The organism is Jatrophihabitans fulvus (assembly GCF_054781375.1).
The window spans coordinates 106,070-119,448 of record NZ_BAAGUN010000005.1; the positions used below are offsets into that span (position 1 = coordinate 106,070).

Sequence of the window (13,379 nt, forward strand, 5' to 3'; positions counted from 1 at the left end):
ACCCGACCCGGCAGACGGCGGCTACCCGTCCCGGTCGGTCGTCGCGACCAGTTCACGCAGTCCCGTGAGGATCGCGGGACGTGCGTCCCGCTCGGACACCAGCAGCCTGGCCACGTCCGAGAGATGGATGCCGGACGTTCTCGCGTAGCGGCGCAGCAGTGACAACGCCTCCGCGACACCGACGTCGAGCGTCTCGCGGACGTAGCCCTGTGCCTGCTCGACGACGGTGCGGCGGGCGAGCGCGCCGCGCAGCCGCGGCAGGAGAAGGTCGCTCGTCGGCGGGTGTTCCTGGACGATCGCGACACTCGCCACGTGGGCGAGGCTGCGCCCGACGAGCAGATCGGCCTCGTTGAGGACACCGGGTCGGGTACCGAACAGACCGAGCGCTCCGAGGGCGCCGCCGGCGGCACGCATCGGCACCGCGTGCACCGACGCGTACCCGGCCGCCCGCGCCACGGGAGTGAAGCGGGGCCAGCGCCCGGCGGTGTCCGCCAGGTCGGCGACCGACACCGGCTGCCCGGCTGCGAAGCAGTCGAGGCACGGCCCCTCGTCCGCCTGCAGCTGGAAGAGCTCGACGCCCTCGTTGGTGTCGGACGTCGACGCCATGAGCCGCAACCGCCGACGCGGGTCGGCGAGCAGCAGACCGGCGGAGGCGACGTCGAGCAGCCCGACGCAGCGCTCGGTCAGGTCTGTGAGCAGCTCGACCAGGTCGAAGTCCTGGAGCAGGCTGTCGACGAGCGTCACCACTGCATCGAGCACGTGCGCCTCGCGCTCATCGTCGGTCACAGAACGCTCCCGTCGTGATGGTCCGGTCGGGGTGGGCGCGGGACGGCCTCACTCCGGCTCCAACCGCAACCGGCGCTCGAGGATGTCCCGAGCGACGTCCGTGGCAGAACGCCCGGTCGCGAACGCGTGCGCGCGCAACCGGAGCAGGGCCTCGGCCGGATCGACACCGAGCTGCGCCACCAGCATGCCGGTCGCCTGGTTGACCTCGGCCCGCGTGGCCGCGAACAGATCCTCGGACGGCACGTCACCGGTGGACTCGGCACGGGCGGACTCCGACAGCAGGTCGAGCAGCGGCATCTCGGCCAGATCGGCCGCCACCTGCGCCCCGGCCAGGTGCTCGGCAGCGAGCGGTCCGGGCCGGCGACGGAACAGGTCGAGCGCGCCCACGTACTCACCGGCGATGAGGATGGGCAGTGCGAACACGCTTCGCACCCCGAGCTCCAGCAGAGCAGGACCGTAGATCGGCCAGCGGTCGGGCTCGCGCTCCGCCAGGCGGGCCACGTCGGCAACCAGCACGACGGTGCGCGTCGCGACCGAGTCGAGGCATGGCCCTTCCCCGAGGGTGAACTGCAGCTCGTCGTACGTGCGCGCCTGCGCATCACTGGCGCCCAGGGTCCCGGTGTTCTCACCGTCGAGCACGAGCGAGATGGCAGCGCCGTCGACGGAGAGCAGCGACGTGCACGCGCCGCACAGCCGGTCCGCGGCGGCCACCCCCACGTGGTCCTTGATCGCGGCCATCACATCGTCCTGGAACGCCATCAGGAACGCCGGCGACCGGAGCGGTCGCCGGATTCGCCCAGCGGAGAGGTGGTTGTCGCGACCAAGGCTGTCCTGTCGATAGGAGCGGGCCGCGGGCGTCGGGCCACGATCATCCTAGGCCGGGCGGAGTCTGCTGTGGGCGCGCAGGAGCGCCACCGTCTCGACGGTCTTGCGCCCTCGCCACTCAAGCGCCTGCCCCGGAGACCACTTGAGGTAGTCCACGTCCCAGCCGCCGTCCTCGTACTGCCCGGCCTCCAGGTCGTCCAGTGCGGCGCGGGCCTGCTCGTCGGTGAAGAGCGCGCGACTTCGCAGACCCGGTGTCGGCGAGAAGTCGAGAACGGACAGGTGTTCGCCCTCCGTCCCTCCTGCGACGGGAATGGTCCCGTCGGCGCCGACGATCCCACGCAGGCCGTCGATCGCGGCCCGGGCGCGGTCGGCGTCCGCGACGTGATCGAGGAAGACGAGCCCGAACTTCACCCAGTAGTGCTCGAGGCGTGCCGGGTCCTCGACCCGTGCCCAGCACCACTCCCGGGCCCGGTCGAGCCAGCGGGACGTCCGCCCGTCGAGCAGTCCCACGATCGCGAGGGTGAGGAACGACGGCTCGTCGTTCGGCGCCATCCACGGCGCGTGCGGGTGGTCGGCGGACGTCGGCAGCACGAAGGGGATCGACCCGTCGTCGTGGGCGACCCGTGCCAGCCAGGCGAGAGCGCCGTCGGCCAGGTCGCCGTCGAGGGCGTCGATCTCGTCGAGGATCTCGAGCGCGTGCAGCACGGCGGCAGGCTGCGCGGCGGGGTCGCGCACGTCGGGTTCGAGGGCGTGGCCGAACCCGCCGTCGGGCGTGCCGTACGCGCGCAACGCCGCGAGGACCGCGGTCCGGTCGCCGGCGAGACGGTGCCGGTCGAGCAACCGGGCATTGGCGTGGACGAAGGTGGTCGCAGCAGCGAGGTCCGCAGGCATGGACCCGACGTTAGGGCGCGGCGCTGCCTCGGTCTTCCAGGAATCGGACGGGCGTCACGCCCGTCAACCGCCGCACCTCGTCGTTCATGTGGGCCTGCCCGGCGTAGCCGGCCCGCAGCGCGAGCGCGGCGAGGTCGCCGGCGGGCAGGGTGCGCAGGGCGTTCAGGCGCAGCACCCGCGCGAGCGTCTTCGGCCCGTAGCCGACGGCGGCGCACACCCGTCGCTGCAGATGGCGGCTGCTGACCCCGAGCGTGTCGGCGACCGCGGCGACCCGCGCGCCGGGGCGGGCGAGCAGCGCGGCGGCCCCGGCGACCAGCCGGTCCGGCGCGGTGGTGGCCGCAGCGAGGGCGTCGAGCAGCGCGGCGTGCGACGGCGGCGTCGCGGCGAGCCGCGCGAGGCCGGGGAGGTCGAGGTCCGCGCCGTCGACGCGCCGGTCGGTCAACTCGCTCGCGTCGAGCCCCAGCACGGCGCCGGCTGCCTCCGGCCGCAGCCGCACTCCGACGACGCGTGCGCCCACGGGCACGGCGTCGACGACCGGTCCGGTGTCGGCGCCCGCGACCACGAGGCGGCCGTCGTCGAACCAGAGCACGTCGACGGCGGCGTCGGGCACGAGGCTCTGCTCGGCGCTCGTCGTCGTCTGCGTCCAGAGGCAGGCGACGGTCGCGGCCGCCGTCCGCGGCGCACGGTGTTCGCGGTAGGTCACGCCTCGCTTCCCTCGCTTCCCTCGCTGCCCTCGGCACGTGCCCGGTGCCGGTCGGTGAGGTCGGTGATGTCGCCGAGCAGGCGGAGCAGGAACTGCAGCTCGTCCCGGCTGAGGCGGTCCATGATCGTCTGGCCCTCGACCACCAGCGGTCCGTAGTGGCGGCCGGTGAGGTCCTGCCCCCGCTCGGTCATCTCGACGACGACCTGCCGCCGGTTGCCCTCGGGACGGGTGCGCGCGACCAACCCGCGGGCCTCGAGCCGGTCGACCAGCGCGGACGTCGCCGCCGGCCGCAGCCCGATGCCGGCGGCGAGCTGCGACATCGTCCTCGGCCCGTCGACCAGCCAGTCGAGGCAGCGGACGTCCGACGGGTTCAGCCCCAGCGCGCGTCCGACGGCGTCGTCGAACGCCTGCACGCTGCGCTGGTAGCGCTGCATCGCCATGCCGACGTCGGCGACGAGCGCTTGACGGTCGGACGGCATCAGCCTACCTTTCGACAATCGAATCTTTCGATAAACGAATCATACGGTCGTCGAAACGAGGGTATCGCGTGAGAGCTGTCGTCATCGGGGGCGGCGTGGCCGGTCCCGCCGCCGCGCTGGGACTGCTGGACGCCGGGATCGAGGTCACGGTGCTCGAACGCCGGGCCGGCCCGGACGCGCAGGCGGGTTCGTACCTGACGTTGGCCCCGAACGGGCTCGCCGCGCTCGACGCGCTGGGCGTGCGCGGCATGGTCGCCGACGCCGGCTTCCCCACGCGGGCCAACGCGATGTTCGGTGCCACGGGACGCCACCTGGGCACGCTCGGCCTCGGGCCGGCACTCGACGACGGCGCCGTCGGGCTGACGCTCAAGCGCGCCCACCTCGCCGCCGTGCTGACCGAGCAGGCGCAGCACGGCGGGGCGGACGTCCGGTGGGGCGTGCGCGTCCGCCGTGTCGTGACCACGTCGAACGGCGTGGTCGCCGAGCTTGCGATCGGTGAACGGATCACCGCCGACGTCGCAGTGGCCGCAGACGGCGTGCACTCGCGCACGCGCCGCGGCCTCGACCCGTCCGCGCCGACGGCCCGCTACGTGGGGCTGACCAACTTCGGCGGCGTCACCGACGCCGCCGACGTCACCGTCGACCTGCAGGCGGAGCGGTGGCACTTCGTCTTCGGACGGAGGTGCTTCTTCGGCGCGCACCCCACGCCGGCGGGCGACGTCGTGTGGTTCGTCAACGTTCCGGAACCCGAGATCCCGTCCGACGTCCGGGAGCGCACCTCGTCGCAGGCGTGGCTGTCCCGGCTCGGGGAGCTCGTGGCGGACGACGCCGGACCTGCGGCCGCGCTCGTGGGCGCCGGGCGCCTCGAACTCGCGGGCGACAACACCTACGACCTCGCCCACGTGCCGGTCTGGCACGACGACCGCACCGTGCTCGTCGGCGACGCGGCACACGCCCCGGCCCCGAGTTCCGGCCAGGGTGCGTCGCTCGCACTGGAGGACGCCGTGGTGCTCGCGCGCTGCCTGCGCGAGGCCGCCGAGACCGGCGCCGCACTGACCGCGTACGAGGCCGCCCGCCGTGACCGCGTCGAGCGCGTGGTCAAGGCCGGCGCACGGACCAGCAGCGCCAAGGTCCCCGGCCCGGTCGGGCGGCGGATCATGGAGGCGGGCATGCGTTTCGCGTTCCGCCACGTGCTCACCGAGAAGCGGACGGCCTGGATGGGTGGATACCGTGTGGCGGCCGCCGACACCGTGCGCGAGGGAGACCGATGAGCGAGACCGTGCAGACCTTCCGCACCACGCTCGAGGCGACCGGGGGCAACAACGTCGGCATCGTCGTCCCCGACGAGATCGTGGCCGCGTTCGAGCGCGGCAAGCGCGTCCCCGTGCGGGTCACGGTCGACGGCGGCTACGCGTACGACACCACCATCGGCTCGATGGGCGGACGGTCGCTGGTCTCGTTCAACGCCGCCACGCGCAAGGCCACCGGCCGGGGTGCCGGCGACGAGGTCGAGGTGCGGCTCGAGCTGCGCGACTGACCACTCGGCGGCGGGCCGTGGAGCGTCGCCTCGGTGAGGAAGACCTCGGGTGAGGAAGTCCTCGGGTGAGGAAGCGGGCTTCCTCACCTCTCGGCTCCTGCTGGCGGTGGCGGTGGGATTCGAACCCACGGTGGTGTTACCCACACACGCTTTCGAGGCGTGCTCCTTTGGCCGCTCGGACACGCCACCGGCGAGAACGTTACCAGCGGCCGTCCGCGCGTTCGGGCGGCCCGGTGGCGGCCGACGTCGTGGTGGACGACGGGCATCCGGCGGACGGTCGTAGCGGTGACCGGTCGGGACGACGTCCGCGCATCACACCGTCGGAGGTTATGTGTTCTAATACCTCGATGGGTTTCGATCACGACCTCGCCGGCGGTCACCCCAACTCGCTCGGCCGTACCGGTGAGGTCGTCGACCGCGTCCTCGCCGACGGCACGCTGCTCGACGAGCTGTTCGCGACGATCTCCAGCGACGACGCCGTCGTCCGCATGCGGGTCGGGGACGCGCTCGAGAAGATCTGTCGCGAGCGTCCCGACTGGTTCGTGCCGCGCGTGACGCGCATCCTCGACGAGCTCGGCCCGATCGAGCAGCCGTCGGTGCAATGGCACGTGGCGCAACTGCTCGACCACCTGCGCAACGATCTCACCGATCACGAGCGAGAACGGGCGACCGCCTTGCTGCAGCACAACCTCGCGACCTCGCCCGACTGGATCGTCCGCAACGTCACCATGGACGTCCTCGCGCGCTGGTCCGCCGACGACGCCGGGTTGCGCGCCTGGCTCCGCCCGCAGCTCGAACGCTTCTCGCACGACACCCGGGCCTCGGTCGCGAAACGTGCGACCCGCCACCTGCAGGCCGTCGGCGGTCAGGCCTGAGCGTCCTGGCACGCCGCGGCGAAGGCGGCGTCCAGTCGCGCCTGCACCGAGGGCCTTCCCGTGCGGGTCGGCGCAGCACCGAGGTGTGAGACCCGCAGCTCGGCCATGAAGTCGTCCCAGAGCTCGCGCCCGCCCTCGTACAGCAGCTGCGCACGGACGCGCAGCGGTTGCGTCGTCGGCAGGTTCCGCAGGCCCCACCACCCCAGCTCGGCGAGCACCGGCACCAACTCGATGGCGGGCTCGGTGAGGCTGTAGGCGGCCCGGCGCCCGGGGCCGGGGTCCTCCCGCGTGAGCAGGCCGCCCTCGACGAGGTCGCGCAACCGCGCGGCCAGGATGTTCGAGGCGATGCCTTCCTCGGACTCGCGCTGCAGCGTCCGGAAGTGCCGGCGGTCGCCGAACATGATGTCGCGCAGCACGATCAGGCTCCACCGGTCGCCGAGCACCTCGACGGCGGCGTTGATCGGGCACCCCGACCGCGGCGAATCGGTCATCCCACCTCGTCTCGAACTGCTTGCAATCTACTACCACCCTGTGGTCGAGTACCGGTTGTCATCTGCAAGCACTCGACCCGAAGGAGCACCTCGTGATCCGCCGCGTCCTCGCCCAGTGCACCGTCACCGATCTCGACCGCGCAGAGAGCTGGTACTCCGGCGTCCTCGGCGCCGCGCCCGACGCCCGCCCGATGCCCGGCCTGCTCGAATGGCACCTGGGCGACTCGTTCGGCCTCCAGGTCTGGTCGGAGCCCGACCGGGCGGGACGGTCGTGCGTCGTGTTCGAGGACACCGACCTCGACGCCTTCGCCACCCGGATGACGGAGGCCGGCGTGGCGCACGACGGCCCGCAACCCGGCGGCGGGGCGCGACTGCTGCAGCTGTCCGACCCGGACGGCAACCGTGTCGTCGTCACCGGATCCTGAGCCGGGGAAGCGGGACCCCGATGCCCCTCACCCGCGTGCACAACCTGAACATCTCGCTGGACGGGTTCGCCGCCGGCGAGCACGTCACGCACGACGCGCCCATCGGCGGCGCCGAGGAACTGTTCGCCCGTTTCGACGGACGGGTGATCCACGGCGTCCACCATGCCGACGCCCCGTTCACCGTCGGCCGGGCGCTGACGTCCACCTGGGGTCAAGGTGTCGGGGCCGAGATCATGGGACGCCGCAAGTTCGGCCCGCAGACCGGTCCGTGGCCGGACGACGGTTGGGTCGGCTGGTGGGGCGACGAGCCGCCGTTCCGCACCCCGGTCTTCGTCCTCACCCATCACCCGCGCGCGCCGATCGAGTTCGCCAACGGCACGACGTTCCACTTCGTCGACGCTTCCCCGCAGGACGCGCTCGCGCTGGCCATCGAGGCGGCGGGCGGGCTGGACGTGCGGCTCGGCGGCGGGCCCAGCAGCATCCGCGACTTCCTGCGCGCCGACCTGGTCGACGTCCTGCACCTCGTGACGCAGCCGATCGTGCTCGGCCGCGGCGTCCCGCTGTTCGAGGGGCTCGACGGCATCCACCGCCGCTTCGACATCTCGTTCGTGACGGACGACGCCGGCCAGGTGCACCAGCTCTGGAACCGCCGGGCCGAGTGAGGTCAGCGTCGCGCGGCGAAGAAGGCGTCCAGCAACGCGGCGCACTCCTCCGCGCGCACTCCCCCGACGACCTCCGGACGGTGGTTGAGCCGCGCGTCGCGCAGCACGTCCCGCAACGACCCGGCCGCGCCGGCCTTCGGGTCCCAGGCGCCGAACACGACGCGCGCCACCCGCGCCAGCACGAGGGCGCCGGCGCACATCGTGCAGGGCTCGAGCGTGACGGCGAGCGTGCAGCCCGTGAGCTGCCAGGACCCGAGTGCCGCGCCCGCGCGGCGCAGGGCCAGCACCTCGGCGTGGGCGGTCGGGTCGGACGCCGTCTCGCGCTCGTTCGCGGCGACCGCCACCACCGTGCCGGACGGCGACAGGACCACCGCCCCGATGGGCACCTCGCGCGCAAGGGCGCCGCGGGCGGCGTCGAGCGCGTGCCCCACCGCGGCGCGATCGGCCGCGGACGGGATCACCCGCGCAGCTCCTCGAACGCCTCGCCGAAACCGGCCTTGCCGCACACGGCGACGAGCAGGTCGACCGGCAGCGTCCCCTCGTGCTCGGCGAGTTCCACGAGGTCGTCCGCCGGCGTTCCGAGGTCGGCGACGATCGCCGGCTCGCCGAACGGGGCGCTGTCGTGGGCCGGTGGTGCGTCGTCGTCGCCGTCGAGCTCGTCGCCGCCCACCTCGGCGAGCTCCTCGGCGACGACCGCGGCCATCGGGTAGTTGTCGGCGGCGTGCCCGTCGGACAGGAACGCGCGCGCCTCGTCCTCACCCTCGTCGAGGCGGACGATCGCTGCGTACTCGTCGTCCTGCTCGATCAGCAGCAGCCGCACGTCTCCCTGCAGGTCGCGCAGCACGTCGGCGAGGTCGTCGAGCGACTCGCAGCCGTCGAGGTCGGCTTCGGTCAGCGACCAGTCGTCGTCGGTGCGGACGGCCAGCGCGGCGAAGATGGACACGCCGCCTACCTCAGCGGACCCAGGCGTTCTCGGTCGCCGCGACGAACGCGTCACCGATCTCGAGCCGGTCCATGATCGTCTCGAGCATCTCCTCGGGCAGCAGGTCGAGGTCGTCGAGGATGTCCTCGACGTCGTCCTCGGACAGGTCGAGGTCGTCGAAGATGTCGAGGTCGCCGACGGGCCAGACCTCGTCCAGCTCGTCGTCCGCGGGCGGGTCCTCGCCCAGCCGCGTCATCGCCTGCTCGGCGAGCGGGAACTCGACGGCGGCGGTGAGGTCGGACAGCAGCAACGAGATCCGCGCACCGTTCTGGCGCGCGATGACGAAGAACTCGTCCTCGACGCAGGCGGCGACGAACGGCCCACCCTCGGGGGGCTGCGATCGCAACGCCGACAGCAGCACGCCCAGGTCCTCGAGCACCGCCGGGGGCAACGGATCGATACGCCATCCGGCGTCCTCACGGACGGCCGCGAACCCGAACCCCTGTGCCACGGACAAAGAGTGGCACGTCCGGCAGGCACGGCGAAAGTCGCGACCCCGAACGCGTCACAGCTCGCACGCGGAAGCCAGCCCGCGCAAGCGATACCGTCGCGCGGTGACCGACAGCGACGCGCACGCCCCGGGCCCGTCCGACGTGCCGCCGTTCCGCCGCGTGGCCGTGCTGGGGCTCGGGCTCATCGGCGGGTCGCTGCTGCAGGCCCTGCGCCGGGCCGGGCTCGAGGTGATCGGCTTCGACGTCGACACCACCGCCGCCGCGTCCGCCAGCACGGCCGGCTTCCCGGTCGCCCCGACGGCCGAAGCGGCGGTGCACGGCGCCGACCTCGTCGTGCTCGCGATGCCGTTGCCGAGCGTCGAGGCGGCCGTCCGCGCGATCGGACCGTCGCTGGGCGACGGCACCGTGCTCACCGACGTCGGCACCCTCAAGCAGCCGGTGCTGGCGGCCGTCCGCGACCATGCGCCGCAGGCGCGTTTCGTCGGCGGACACCCGTTGGCCGGTGTCGAGGAGACCGGCTGGCCCGCGTCCGACCCGGCACTGTTCCGCGACTGCCCGTGGGCGCTCACCCTCGAGCCCGACACCGAGCTCACCGCCTGGCTGCGGGTGGCCGCGCTCGTCTGCGACCTCGGCGCCCGTCCGGTGCCGACGACGTCGGCCGACCAGGACGCCGCCGTCGCCCGTGTCATCGGGCTGCCGCACGTGCTCGCCGAGGCACTCGCGCTCACCGGGCTCGCCGGCGGCCCGCTCGGGCTGTCCCTCGCGGCGGGGTCGTACAAGTCCGGATCGCGGGTGGCGCGCACCCGTCCGGCGCTCGTCGCGTCGTGGTGCGACGGCAACCCCGCCCTCGTCGCGGCGCTGGACGACGCGATCTACCACCTCACGTCGGCCCGTGACGCGCTCGCGTCCGGACGGTCGGTGACCCCGCTCGCCGGCGCCGGCCACGCGGCCCGGATGAACTGGGAGGGCCGCCGCTTCGAGCCCGTCGAGCTCGGCGCGGACCGGACGGCGCTGCTCGGCCACGGCCGTGTCGGCGGGTGGGTCACCGCGGTGCTGCGCGACGAGGACGGCGTGCGGCTGCTGGGGATGCGACCCGCCTGAGGCCGCACGGCAGGATCGTCGGCATGGACTTCACCGTCGAGATCGACCCGTCCGCCCCCGCGACCCAGGGGGACGAGACGTTCGTGCTGGTCCGTGGCGACGACCGGCGGACGCTGCGCATCCACGACTACGACGACGTGTACGCCGTGCCCGGCCTGTACGAGCACGTGGTGCACGAGCGGCTCGGCTGCACCTCGCCCCAGACGCTCGCGGCGGCGCTCGCCGCCCGGGTGCTCGCCGCCGGCGCGACGCCGGCGGACGTCCGCTGCCTGGACGTCGGCGCGGGCAACGGGGTGTCGGGCGCGGCCCTGCGCGCCGCCGGCATGACCGCCGTCGTCGGGCTCGACATCAGCCCGGTGGCGCGCGACGCCGTCGAGCGCGACCGTCCCGGCACGTACGAGCAGTTCGTCGTCGGCGGCCTCGACACCGTCGACCCGTCCGCCCTCGTCGCCGGGCACCGGCTCACGGCCCTCACGAGTGCGGGTGCGCTGACCGGTGGCCACATCGAACCGGCGACGCTCGCCGCGACCTGGGACGCCTTCGCCCCGGGCGACTGGCTCGCGTTCACCTGCGCCGAACAGCACGCGGACGGTGCCCGCGACGGCTTCGGCGACACCGTCGCCTTCGAGACGGACGAACGCTTCCTGCACCGGCAGCTGACGGACGGCAACCCGGTCTGGTACCGGGTCCTGGTCGGGCGCAGGGTCTGAGCGGACACTGGGGGCCATGTTCTGGACGATCGTCGGCCTCTTCGTCATCGGCCTGCTCGCGGGCGGCATCGCGCGATTGTTCGTGAGCAGCCCGACCCGGCTGGGCTGCATCGGCACCGCGCTGCTCGGCATCGTCGGCTCGTACGCCGGCGGCAGCCTGTACGCGGTGCTGTTCCTCGACAAGTTCGACCTGCGCAAGGCCGAGACGTTCATCGGCGCCGTGATCGGCAGCATCCTGGTGCTCATCGTGTTCCGGCTGCTGTACCGGCCGCGGCGCCGCACGCCCGATCGGTGGTGACCCCACCGGCTGTGAGCGCTCGACCCGTCCCCTATGCTTATGAGGTCCACCAGCGGGGCTAGCATGATGTCGCGTTCGCCCTCATCGTCTAGAGGCCCAGGACGCCGCCCTTTCAAGGCGGTAGCACGGGTTCGAATCCCGTTGGGGGCACGCAGTTCCACAGCAGTACCAGCAAGGCCCTGTAGCGCAGTTGGTTAGCGTGCCGCCCTGTCACGGCGGAGGTCGCGGGTTCAAGTCCCGTCAGGGTCGCCATGGATGACCGGTCGCCCCGTCTGTTGGCGGTGGCGCACGGCACCGCCTCACCGGCGGGCCGGTCGACGATCGAGACCCTCGTCGCGGCGCTGCGTGCGCGGCGCCCTCACGTCCCCGTCGACCTCTGCTTCCTCGACGTCATCGGACCGACGCTGGCCGACTCGCTCGACGAGCGTCCCACCGTCGCCGTCCCGCTGCTGCTGTCGACCGGCTTCCACGTGCAGAGCGACATCCCCGAGGCCGTCGCGCCGTTCCCCGCCACCCGCGTCGCCCGCCACCTCGGCCCGGACGACCTGCTCGTCGACGCCCTGCTCGCCCGGCTCGGCGACGCCGGTGCTATCACCGGCGAGGTGGTGCTGGTCGGCGCCGGGTCGTCGCGCAGCGGGGCCCGGGTCGAACTCGACGAGACGGCCGGGCGGCTCGGCCACCGGCTCGACCGTCCCGTCCCCGTGCTGACGATGGCGGACGACCTGGCGGCCGCGTTCGCGCTGCTCTCCCGTCCGCTGCACGTCGCGACCTACCTGCTCGCCGAGGGCAGCTTCACCGAGCGCGTCGCATCGCTCGCGGACGCCCGCACCACCGTCGCCGCCCCGCTCGGCGACCATCCCGCCGTCGTCGAGCTGGTGTGGCGACGGTACGACGAAGCCACCGCGGACGGTCCGGTAGTCTGACGGACGCACGTCACCCGGCCAGGTAGCTCAGTTGGTACGAGCGACCGCCTGAAAAGCGGTAGGTCGGCGGTTCGACCCCGCCCCTGGCCACCCGTCGTCACCCGTCGCGGAGCACCGCGACGCCCAGCCGGGCCGCGAGCCCGTCCAGCTCGGCCTCGAGCGCATCGTCCATCGCGGACGTGAACGGCACGTCCCGGTGCACGGCGTGCACCCGCAGCACCCTGGCCTCCCGGTCGGTGCGGGCGTCGACCTTGCCGACGAGCTCGTCGCCGTGCAGCACCGGCATCGCCCAGTAGCCCCAGCGCCGCTTCGCGGCCGGCTTGTACATCTCGAGCTGGTAGTCGAAGCCGAACAGGTCGACCATCCGCCTGCGGTCGAACACGAGCCGGTCCAGCGGCGACAGGATCGCCGTGCGGCCCTCGAACGCGTCGTCGAGGTACGCCGGGTCGACGCGCCAGCGTCCCTTCACACCCTCGACGGTCGCGGCCTCGCCGGCGTCACCGACGTCGTCGGGTTCGAGTGGCGTCTTCGTCGCCTTGACCCGCGCGATGCCGAGGGCGGCCAGCCGGCGCTCGGCCCGGATGCGCGTCGCCTCCGGCTCGGGGACGACCTCGGTGTCGGGGTAGACCCGCTCGGCGAGGTCCCAGCGCGGCTCGCGGCCGCGGCGTCCGACGACCGCGACCTCACCACGGTGCACCAGCATCTCGAGCAGCATCACGAGGTTGCGGTTGTCGTTCCAGCCGGACGATTGCCACGGCACCACGCAGGTGTCGGGCAGCTCGGCGCGGGTCAACGGCCCGTCGCGCCGCAGCTCGTCGAGCACGTCGCGGCGGAAGTCGTCGTTCGCGTCGACCCACTCGGCCTGCTTCTGCCGCCACGCCGCGTCGCCCGGCCACGCGGCCATGGCGGCGCGGTACACGGCGAGATCCTCGGCCGGACGGAGCAGGCCGTGCAGGTCGACCAGCTGCTGCGCGTCGACGGCGGCGTCGATCGTGTCGGCGCCGGCGGTGTCGCCGAGCCGGCTCCACACCACGATCTCCGCCGACGGCGCGACCGCCGCGGTGATGTCGTCCTGCAGCAGGGTGAGCCGGCGCGCCACCTGCATGACGTCGGACGGACGCTGCGCGTCCAGCAGTTGCGCCCGCACGGCCACCTGCCGCGCCTGCTGTCGGGAGAGCTCGTGCACGGCACGGACGCTAGCGCCGGCCACCGTCACCGATGCGCTGGACCGTGCGATCA

The 13,379-nt window shown here is 73.3% G+C and carries 19 protein-coding genes and 4 tRNA genes; 12 read left to right on the top strand and 11 right to left on the bottom strand.

Going from position 1 to position 13,379, the window contains the following annotated elements; all coding sequences use genetic code 11:
- Positions 1-21 precede the first annotated feature (21 nt).
- From ACYVP9_RS16650 to ACYVP9_RS16670, 5 genes are all read right to left on the bottom strand, one after another.
- Complete coding sequence (locus ACYVP9_RS16650; RefSeq protein ID WP_460606042.1) at positions 22-786, bottom strand: GAF and ANTAR domain-containing protein; 765 nt, start codon at positions 784-786, stop codon at positions 22-24.
- A 48-nt stretch (positions 787-834) separates the two neighbouring features.
- Positions 835-1,545 carry a GAF and ANTAR domain-containing protein gene (locus ACYVP9_RS16655; RefSeq protein WP_460606043.1) on the bottom strand — a complete coding sequence of 237 codons (711 nt, stop codon included), beginning with the start codon at positions 1,543-1,545 and terminating at the stop codon, positions 835-837.
- Between the two features lie 114 nt (positions 1,546-1,659).
- The gene (locus ACYVP9_RS16660; RefSeq protein WP_460606044.1) at positions 1,660-2,502 is read right to left on the bottom strand and encodes a prenyltransferase/squalene oxidase repeat-containing protein; all 843 of its coding nucleotides are present in this window, start codon (positions 2,500-2,502) and stop codon (positions 1,660-1,662) included.
- Between the two features lie 10 nt (positions 2,503-2,512).
- A complete protein-coding gene (locus ACYVP9_RS16665) occupies positions 2,513-3,205 on the bottom strand; it encodes a helix-turn-helix domain-containing protein (protein ID WP_460606045.1) in 693 nt (230 codons plus the stop codon).
- On the bottom strand, positions 3,202-3,684 hold the full coding sequence (locus tag ACYVP9_RS16670; protein ID WP_460606046.1) for a MarR family winged helix-turn-helix transcriptional regulator: 483 nt from the start codon (positions 3,682-3,684) through the stop codon (positions 3,202-3,204). The genes ACYVP9_RS16665 and ACYVP9_RS16670 overlap by 4 nt, the downstream gene beginning before the upstream one ends.
- A gap of 68 nt (positions 3,685-3,752) precedes the next feature.
- Here ACYVP9_RS16670 and ACYVP9_RS16675 point away from each other — a divergent pair, with 68 nt between their 5' ends.
- Together ACYVP9_RS16675 and ACYVP9_RS16680 are read left to right on the top strand one after the other, a co-directional pair.
- A complete protein-coding gene (locus ACYVP9_RS16675; protein WP_460606047.1) occupies positions 3,753-4,955 on the top strand; it encodes a Rossmann-fold NAD(P)-binding domain-containing protein in 1,203 nt (400 codons plus the stop codon).
- Positions 4,952-5,221, top strand: coding sequence for a DUF1905 domain-containing protein (locus ACYVP9_RS16680; protein ID WP_460606048.1), 270 nt, complete (start codon positions 4,952-4,954; stop codon positions 5,219-5,221). The genes ACYVP9_RS16675 and ACYVP9_RS16680 overlap by 4 nt, the downstream gene beginning before the upstream one ends.
- Before the next feature lie 101 nt (positions 5,222-5,322).
- On the opposite strand, the gene ACYVP9_RS16685 is transcribed toward ACYVP9_RS16680, so the two are convergent.
- A tRNA-Ser gene (locus ACYVP9_RS16685) sits at positions 5,323-5,410 on the bottom strand.
- A gap of 158 nt (positions 5,411-5,568) precedes the next feature.
- Here ACYVP9_RS16685 and ACYVP9_RS16690 point away from each other — a divergent pair.
- Positions 5,569-6,096: a hypothetical protein gene (locus ACYVP9_RS16690; protein ID WP_460606049.1), complete on the top strand. Its 528-nt coding sequence runs from the start codon at positions 5,569-5,571 to the stop codon at positions 6,094-6,096.
- Here ACYVP9_RS16690 and ACYVP9_RS16695 read toward each other — a convergent pair.
- A complete protein-coding gene (locus ACYVP9_RS16695) occupies positions 6,087-6,587 on the bottom strand; it encodes a winged helix-turn-helix transcriptional regulator (RefSeq protein ID WP_460606050.1) in 501 nt (166 codons plus the stop codon). The genes ACYVP9_RS16690 and ACYVP9_RS16695 overlap by 10 nt on opposite strands.
- A 92-nt stretch (positions 6,588-6,679) precedes the next feature.
- On the opposite strand from ACYVP9_RS16695, the gene ACYVP9_RS16700 reads away from it, so the two are divergent.
- Both ACYVP9_RS16700 and ACYVP9_RS16705 read left to right on the top strand, forming a co-directional pair.
- Positions 6,680-7,012: a VOC family protein gene (locus tag ACYVP9_RS16700; RefSeq protein WP_460606051.1), complete on the top strand. Its 333-nt coding sequence runs from the start codon at positions 6,680-6,682 to the stop codon at positions 7,010-7,012.
- A gap of 20 nt (positions 7,013-7,032) precedes the next feature.
- The gene (locus ACYVP9_RS16705; RefSeq protein WP_460606052.1) at positions 7,033-7,674 is read left to right on the top strand and encodes a dihydrofolate reductase family protein; all 642 of its coding nucleotides are present in this window, start codon (positions 7,033-7,035) and stop codon (positions 7,672-7,674) included.
- A gap of 2 nt (positions 7,675-7,676) precedes the next feature.
- Here the strand turns inward: ACYVP9_RS16705 and tadA are convergent, their stop codons facing one another.
- The 3 genes from tadA to ACYVP9_RS16720 are packed head-to-tail and all read right to left on the bottom strand — an operon-like array spanning position 7,677 to position 9,107.
- The gene (tadA, locus tag ACYVP9_RS16710; RefSeq protein WP_460606053.1) at positions 7,677-8,135 is read right to left on the bottom strand and encodes a nucleoside deaminase; all 459 of its coding nucleotides are present in this window, start codon (positions 8,133-8,135) and stop codon (positions 7,677-7,679) included.
- Positions 8,132-8,617, bottom strand: a complete 486-nt coding sequence (locus tag ACYVP9_RS16715; RefSeq protein ID WP_460606054.1) for a tRNA adenosine deaminase-associated protein — start codon at positions 8,615-8,617, stop codon at positions 8,132-8,134. The genes tadA and ACYVP9_RS16715 overlap by 4 nt, the downstream gene beginning before the upstream one ends.
- Before the next feature lie 10 nt (positions 8,618-8,627).
- Positions 8,628-9,107: a tRNA adenosine deaminase-associated protein gene (locus ACYVP9_RS16720; protein WP_460606055.1), complete on the bottom strand. Its 480-nt coding sequence runs from the start codon at positions 9,105-9,107 to the stop codon at positions 8,628-8,630.
- Positions 9,108-9,210: 103 nt separating this feature from the next.
- Between ACYVP9_RS16720 and ACYVP9_RS16725 the strand changes: the two genes are divergently transcribed.
- The 7 genes from ACYVP9_RS16725 to ACYVP9_RS16755 all read left to right on the top strand — a co-directional run bounded on the left by ACYVP9_RS16725 (position 9,211) and on the right by ACYVP9_RS16755 (position 12,230).
- Positions 9,211-10,209, top strand: a complete 999-nt coding sequence (locus ACYVP9_RS16725; RefSeq protein WP_460606056.1) for a prephenate dehydrogenase — start codon at positions 9,211-9,213, stop codon at positions 10,207-10,209.
- A 23-nt stretch (positions 10,210-10,232) separates the two neighbouring features.
- Positions 10,233-10,919 (top strand): class I SAM-dependent methyltransferase, encoded by a 687-nt coding sequence (locus ACYVP9_RS16730; RefSeq protein WP_460606057.1) that lies wholly within the window; start codon positions 10,233-10,235, stop codon positions 10,917-10,919.
- 16 nt (positions 10,920-10,935) lie between these two features.
- Positions 10,936-11,217 carry a GlsB/YeaQ/YmgE family stress response membrane protein gene (locus ACYVP9_RS16735; RefSeq protein WP_460606058.1) on the top strand — a complete coding sequence of 94 codons (282 nt, stop codon included), beginning with the start codon at positions 10,936-10,938 and terminating at the stop codon, positions 11,215-11,217.
- 77 nt (positions 11,218-11,294) lie between these two features.
- Positions 11,295-11,367: transfer RNA gene (locus tag ACYVP9_RS16740), tRNA-Glu, on the top strand.
- 25 nt (positions 11,368-11,392) lie between these two features.
- Positions 11,393-11,469: transfer RNA gene (locus ACYVP9_RS16745), tRNA-Asp, on the top strand.
- Positions 11,469-12,140 (top strand): sirohydrochlorin chelatase, encoded by a 672-nt coding sequence (locus ACYVP9_RS16750; protein ID WP_460606059.1) that lies wholly within the window; start codon positions 11,469-11,471, stop codon positions 12,138-12,140. The genes ACYVP9_RS16745 and ACYVP9_RS16750 overlap by 1 nt, the downstream gene beginning before the upstream one ends.
- 16 nt (positions 12,141-12,156) lie before the next feature.
- Positions 12,157-12,230: transfer RNA gene (locus ACYVP9_RS16755), tRNA-Phe, on the top strand.
- A gap of 7 nt (positions 12,231-12,237) precedes the next feature.
- On the opposite strand, the gene ACYVP9_RS16760 is transcribed toward ACYVP9_RS16755, so the two are convergent.
- Positions 12,238-13,326, bottom strand: a complete 1,089-nt coding sequence (locus tag ACYVP9_RS16760) for a DNA glycosylase AlkZ-like family protein (RefSeq protein ID WP_460606060.1) — start codon at positions 13,324-13,326, stop codon at positions 12,238-12,240.
- Positions 13,327-13,379 lie beyond the last annotated feature (53 nt).

Bases quoted from the DNA above. Each gene is read 5' to 3' on its own strand.
- ACYVP9_RS16655 (WP_460606043.1), bottom strand. From the start codon at position 1,545: ATGGCGTTCCAGGACGATGTGATGGCCGCGATCAAGGACCACGTGGGG.
- ACYVP9_RS16660 (WP_460606044.1), bottom strand. From the start codon at position 2,502: ATGCCTGCGGACCTCGCTGCTGCGACCACCTTCGTCCACGCCAATGCC.
- ACYVP9_RS16670 (WP_460606046.1), bottom strand. From the start codon at position 3,684: ATGCCGTCCGACCGTCAAGCGCTCGTCGCCGACGTCGGCATGGCGATG.
- ACYVP9_RS16680 (WP_460606048.1), top strand. From the start codon at position 4,952: ATGAGCGAGACCGTGCAGACCTTCCGCACCACGCTCGAGGCGACCGGG.
- ACYVP9_RS16690 (WP_460606049.1), top strand. From the start codon at position 5,569: ATGGGTTTCGATCACGACCTCGCCGGCGGTCACCCCAACTCGCTCGGC.
- ACYVP9_RS16695 (WP_460606050.1), bottom strand. From the start codon at position 6,587: ATGACCGATTCGCCGCGGTCGGGGTGCCCGATCAACGCCGCCGTCGAG.
- ACYVP9_RS16705 (WP_460606052.1), top strand. From the start codon at position 7,033: ATGCCCCTCACCCGCGTGCACAACCTGAACATCTCGCTGGACGGGTTC.
- ACYVP9_RS16730 (WP_460606057.1), top strand. From the start codon at position 10,233: ATGGACTTCACCGTCGAGATCGACCCGTCCGCCCCCGCGACCCAGGGG.
- ACYVP9_RS16735 (WP_460606058.1), top strand. From the start codon at position 10,936: ATGTTCTGGACGATCGTCGGCCTCTTCGTCATCGGCCTGCTCGCGGGC.
- ACYVP9_RS16750 (WP_460606059.1), top strand. From the start codon at position 11,469: ATGGATGACCGGTCGCCCCGTCTGTTGGCGGTGGCGCACGGCACCGCC.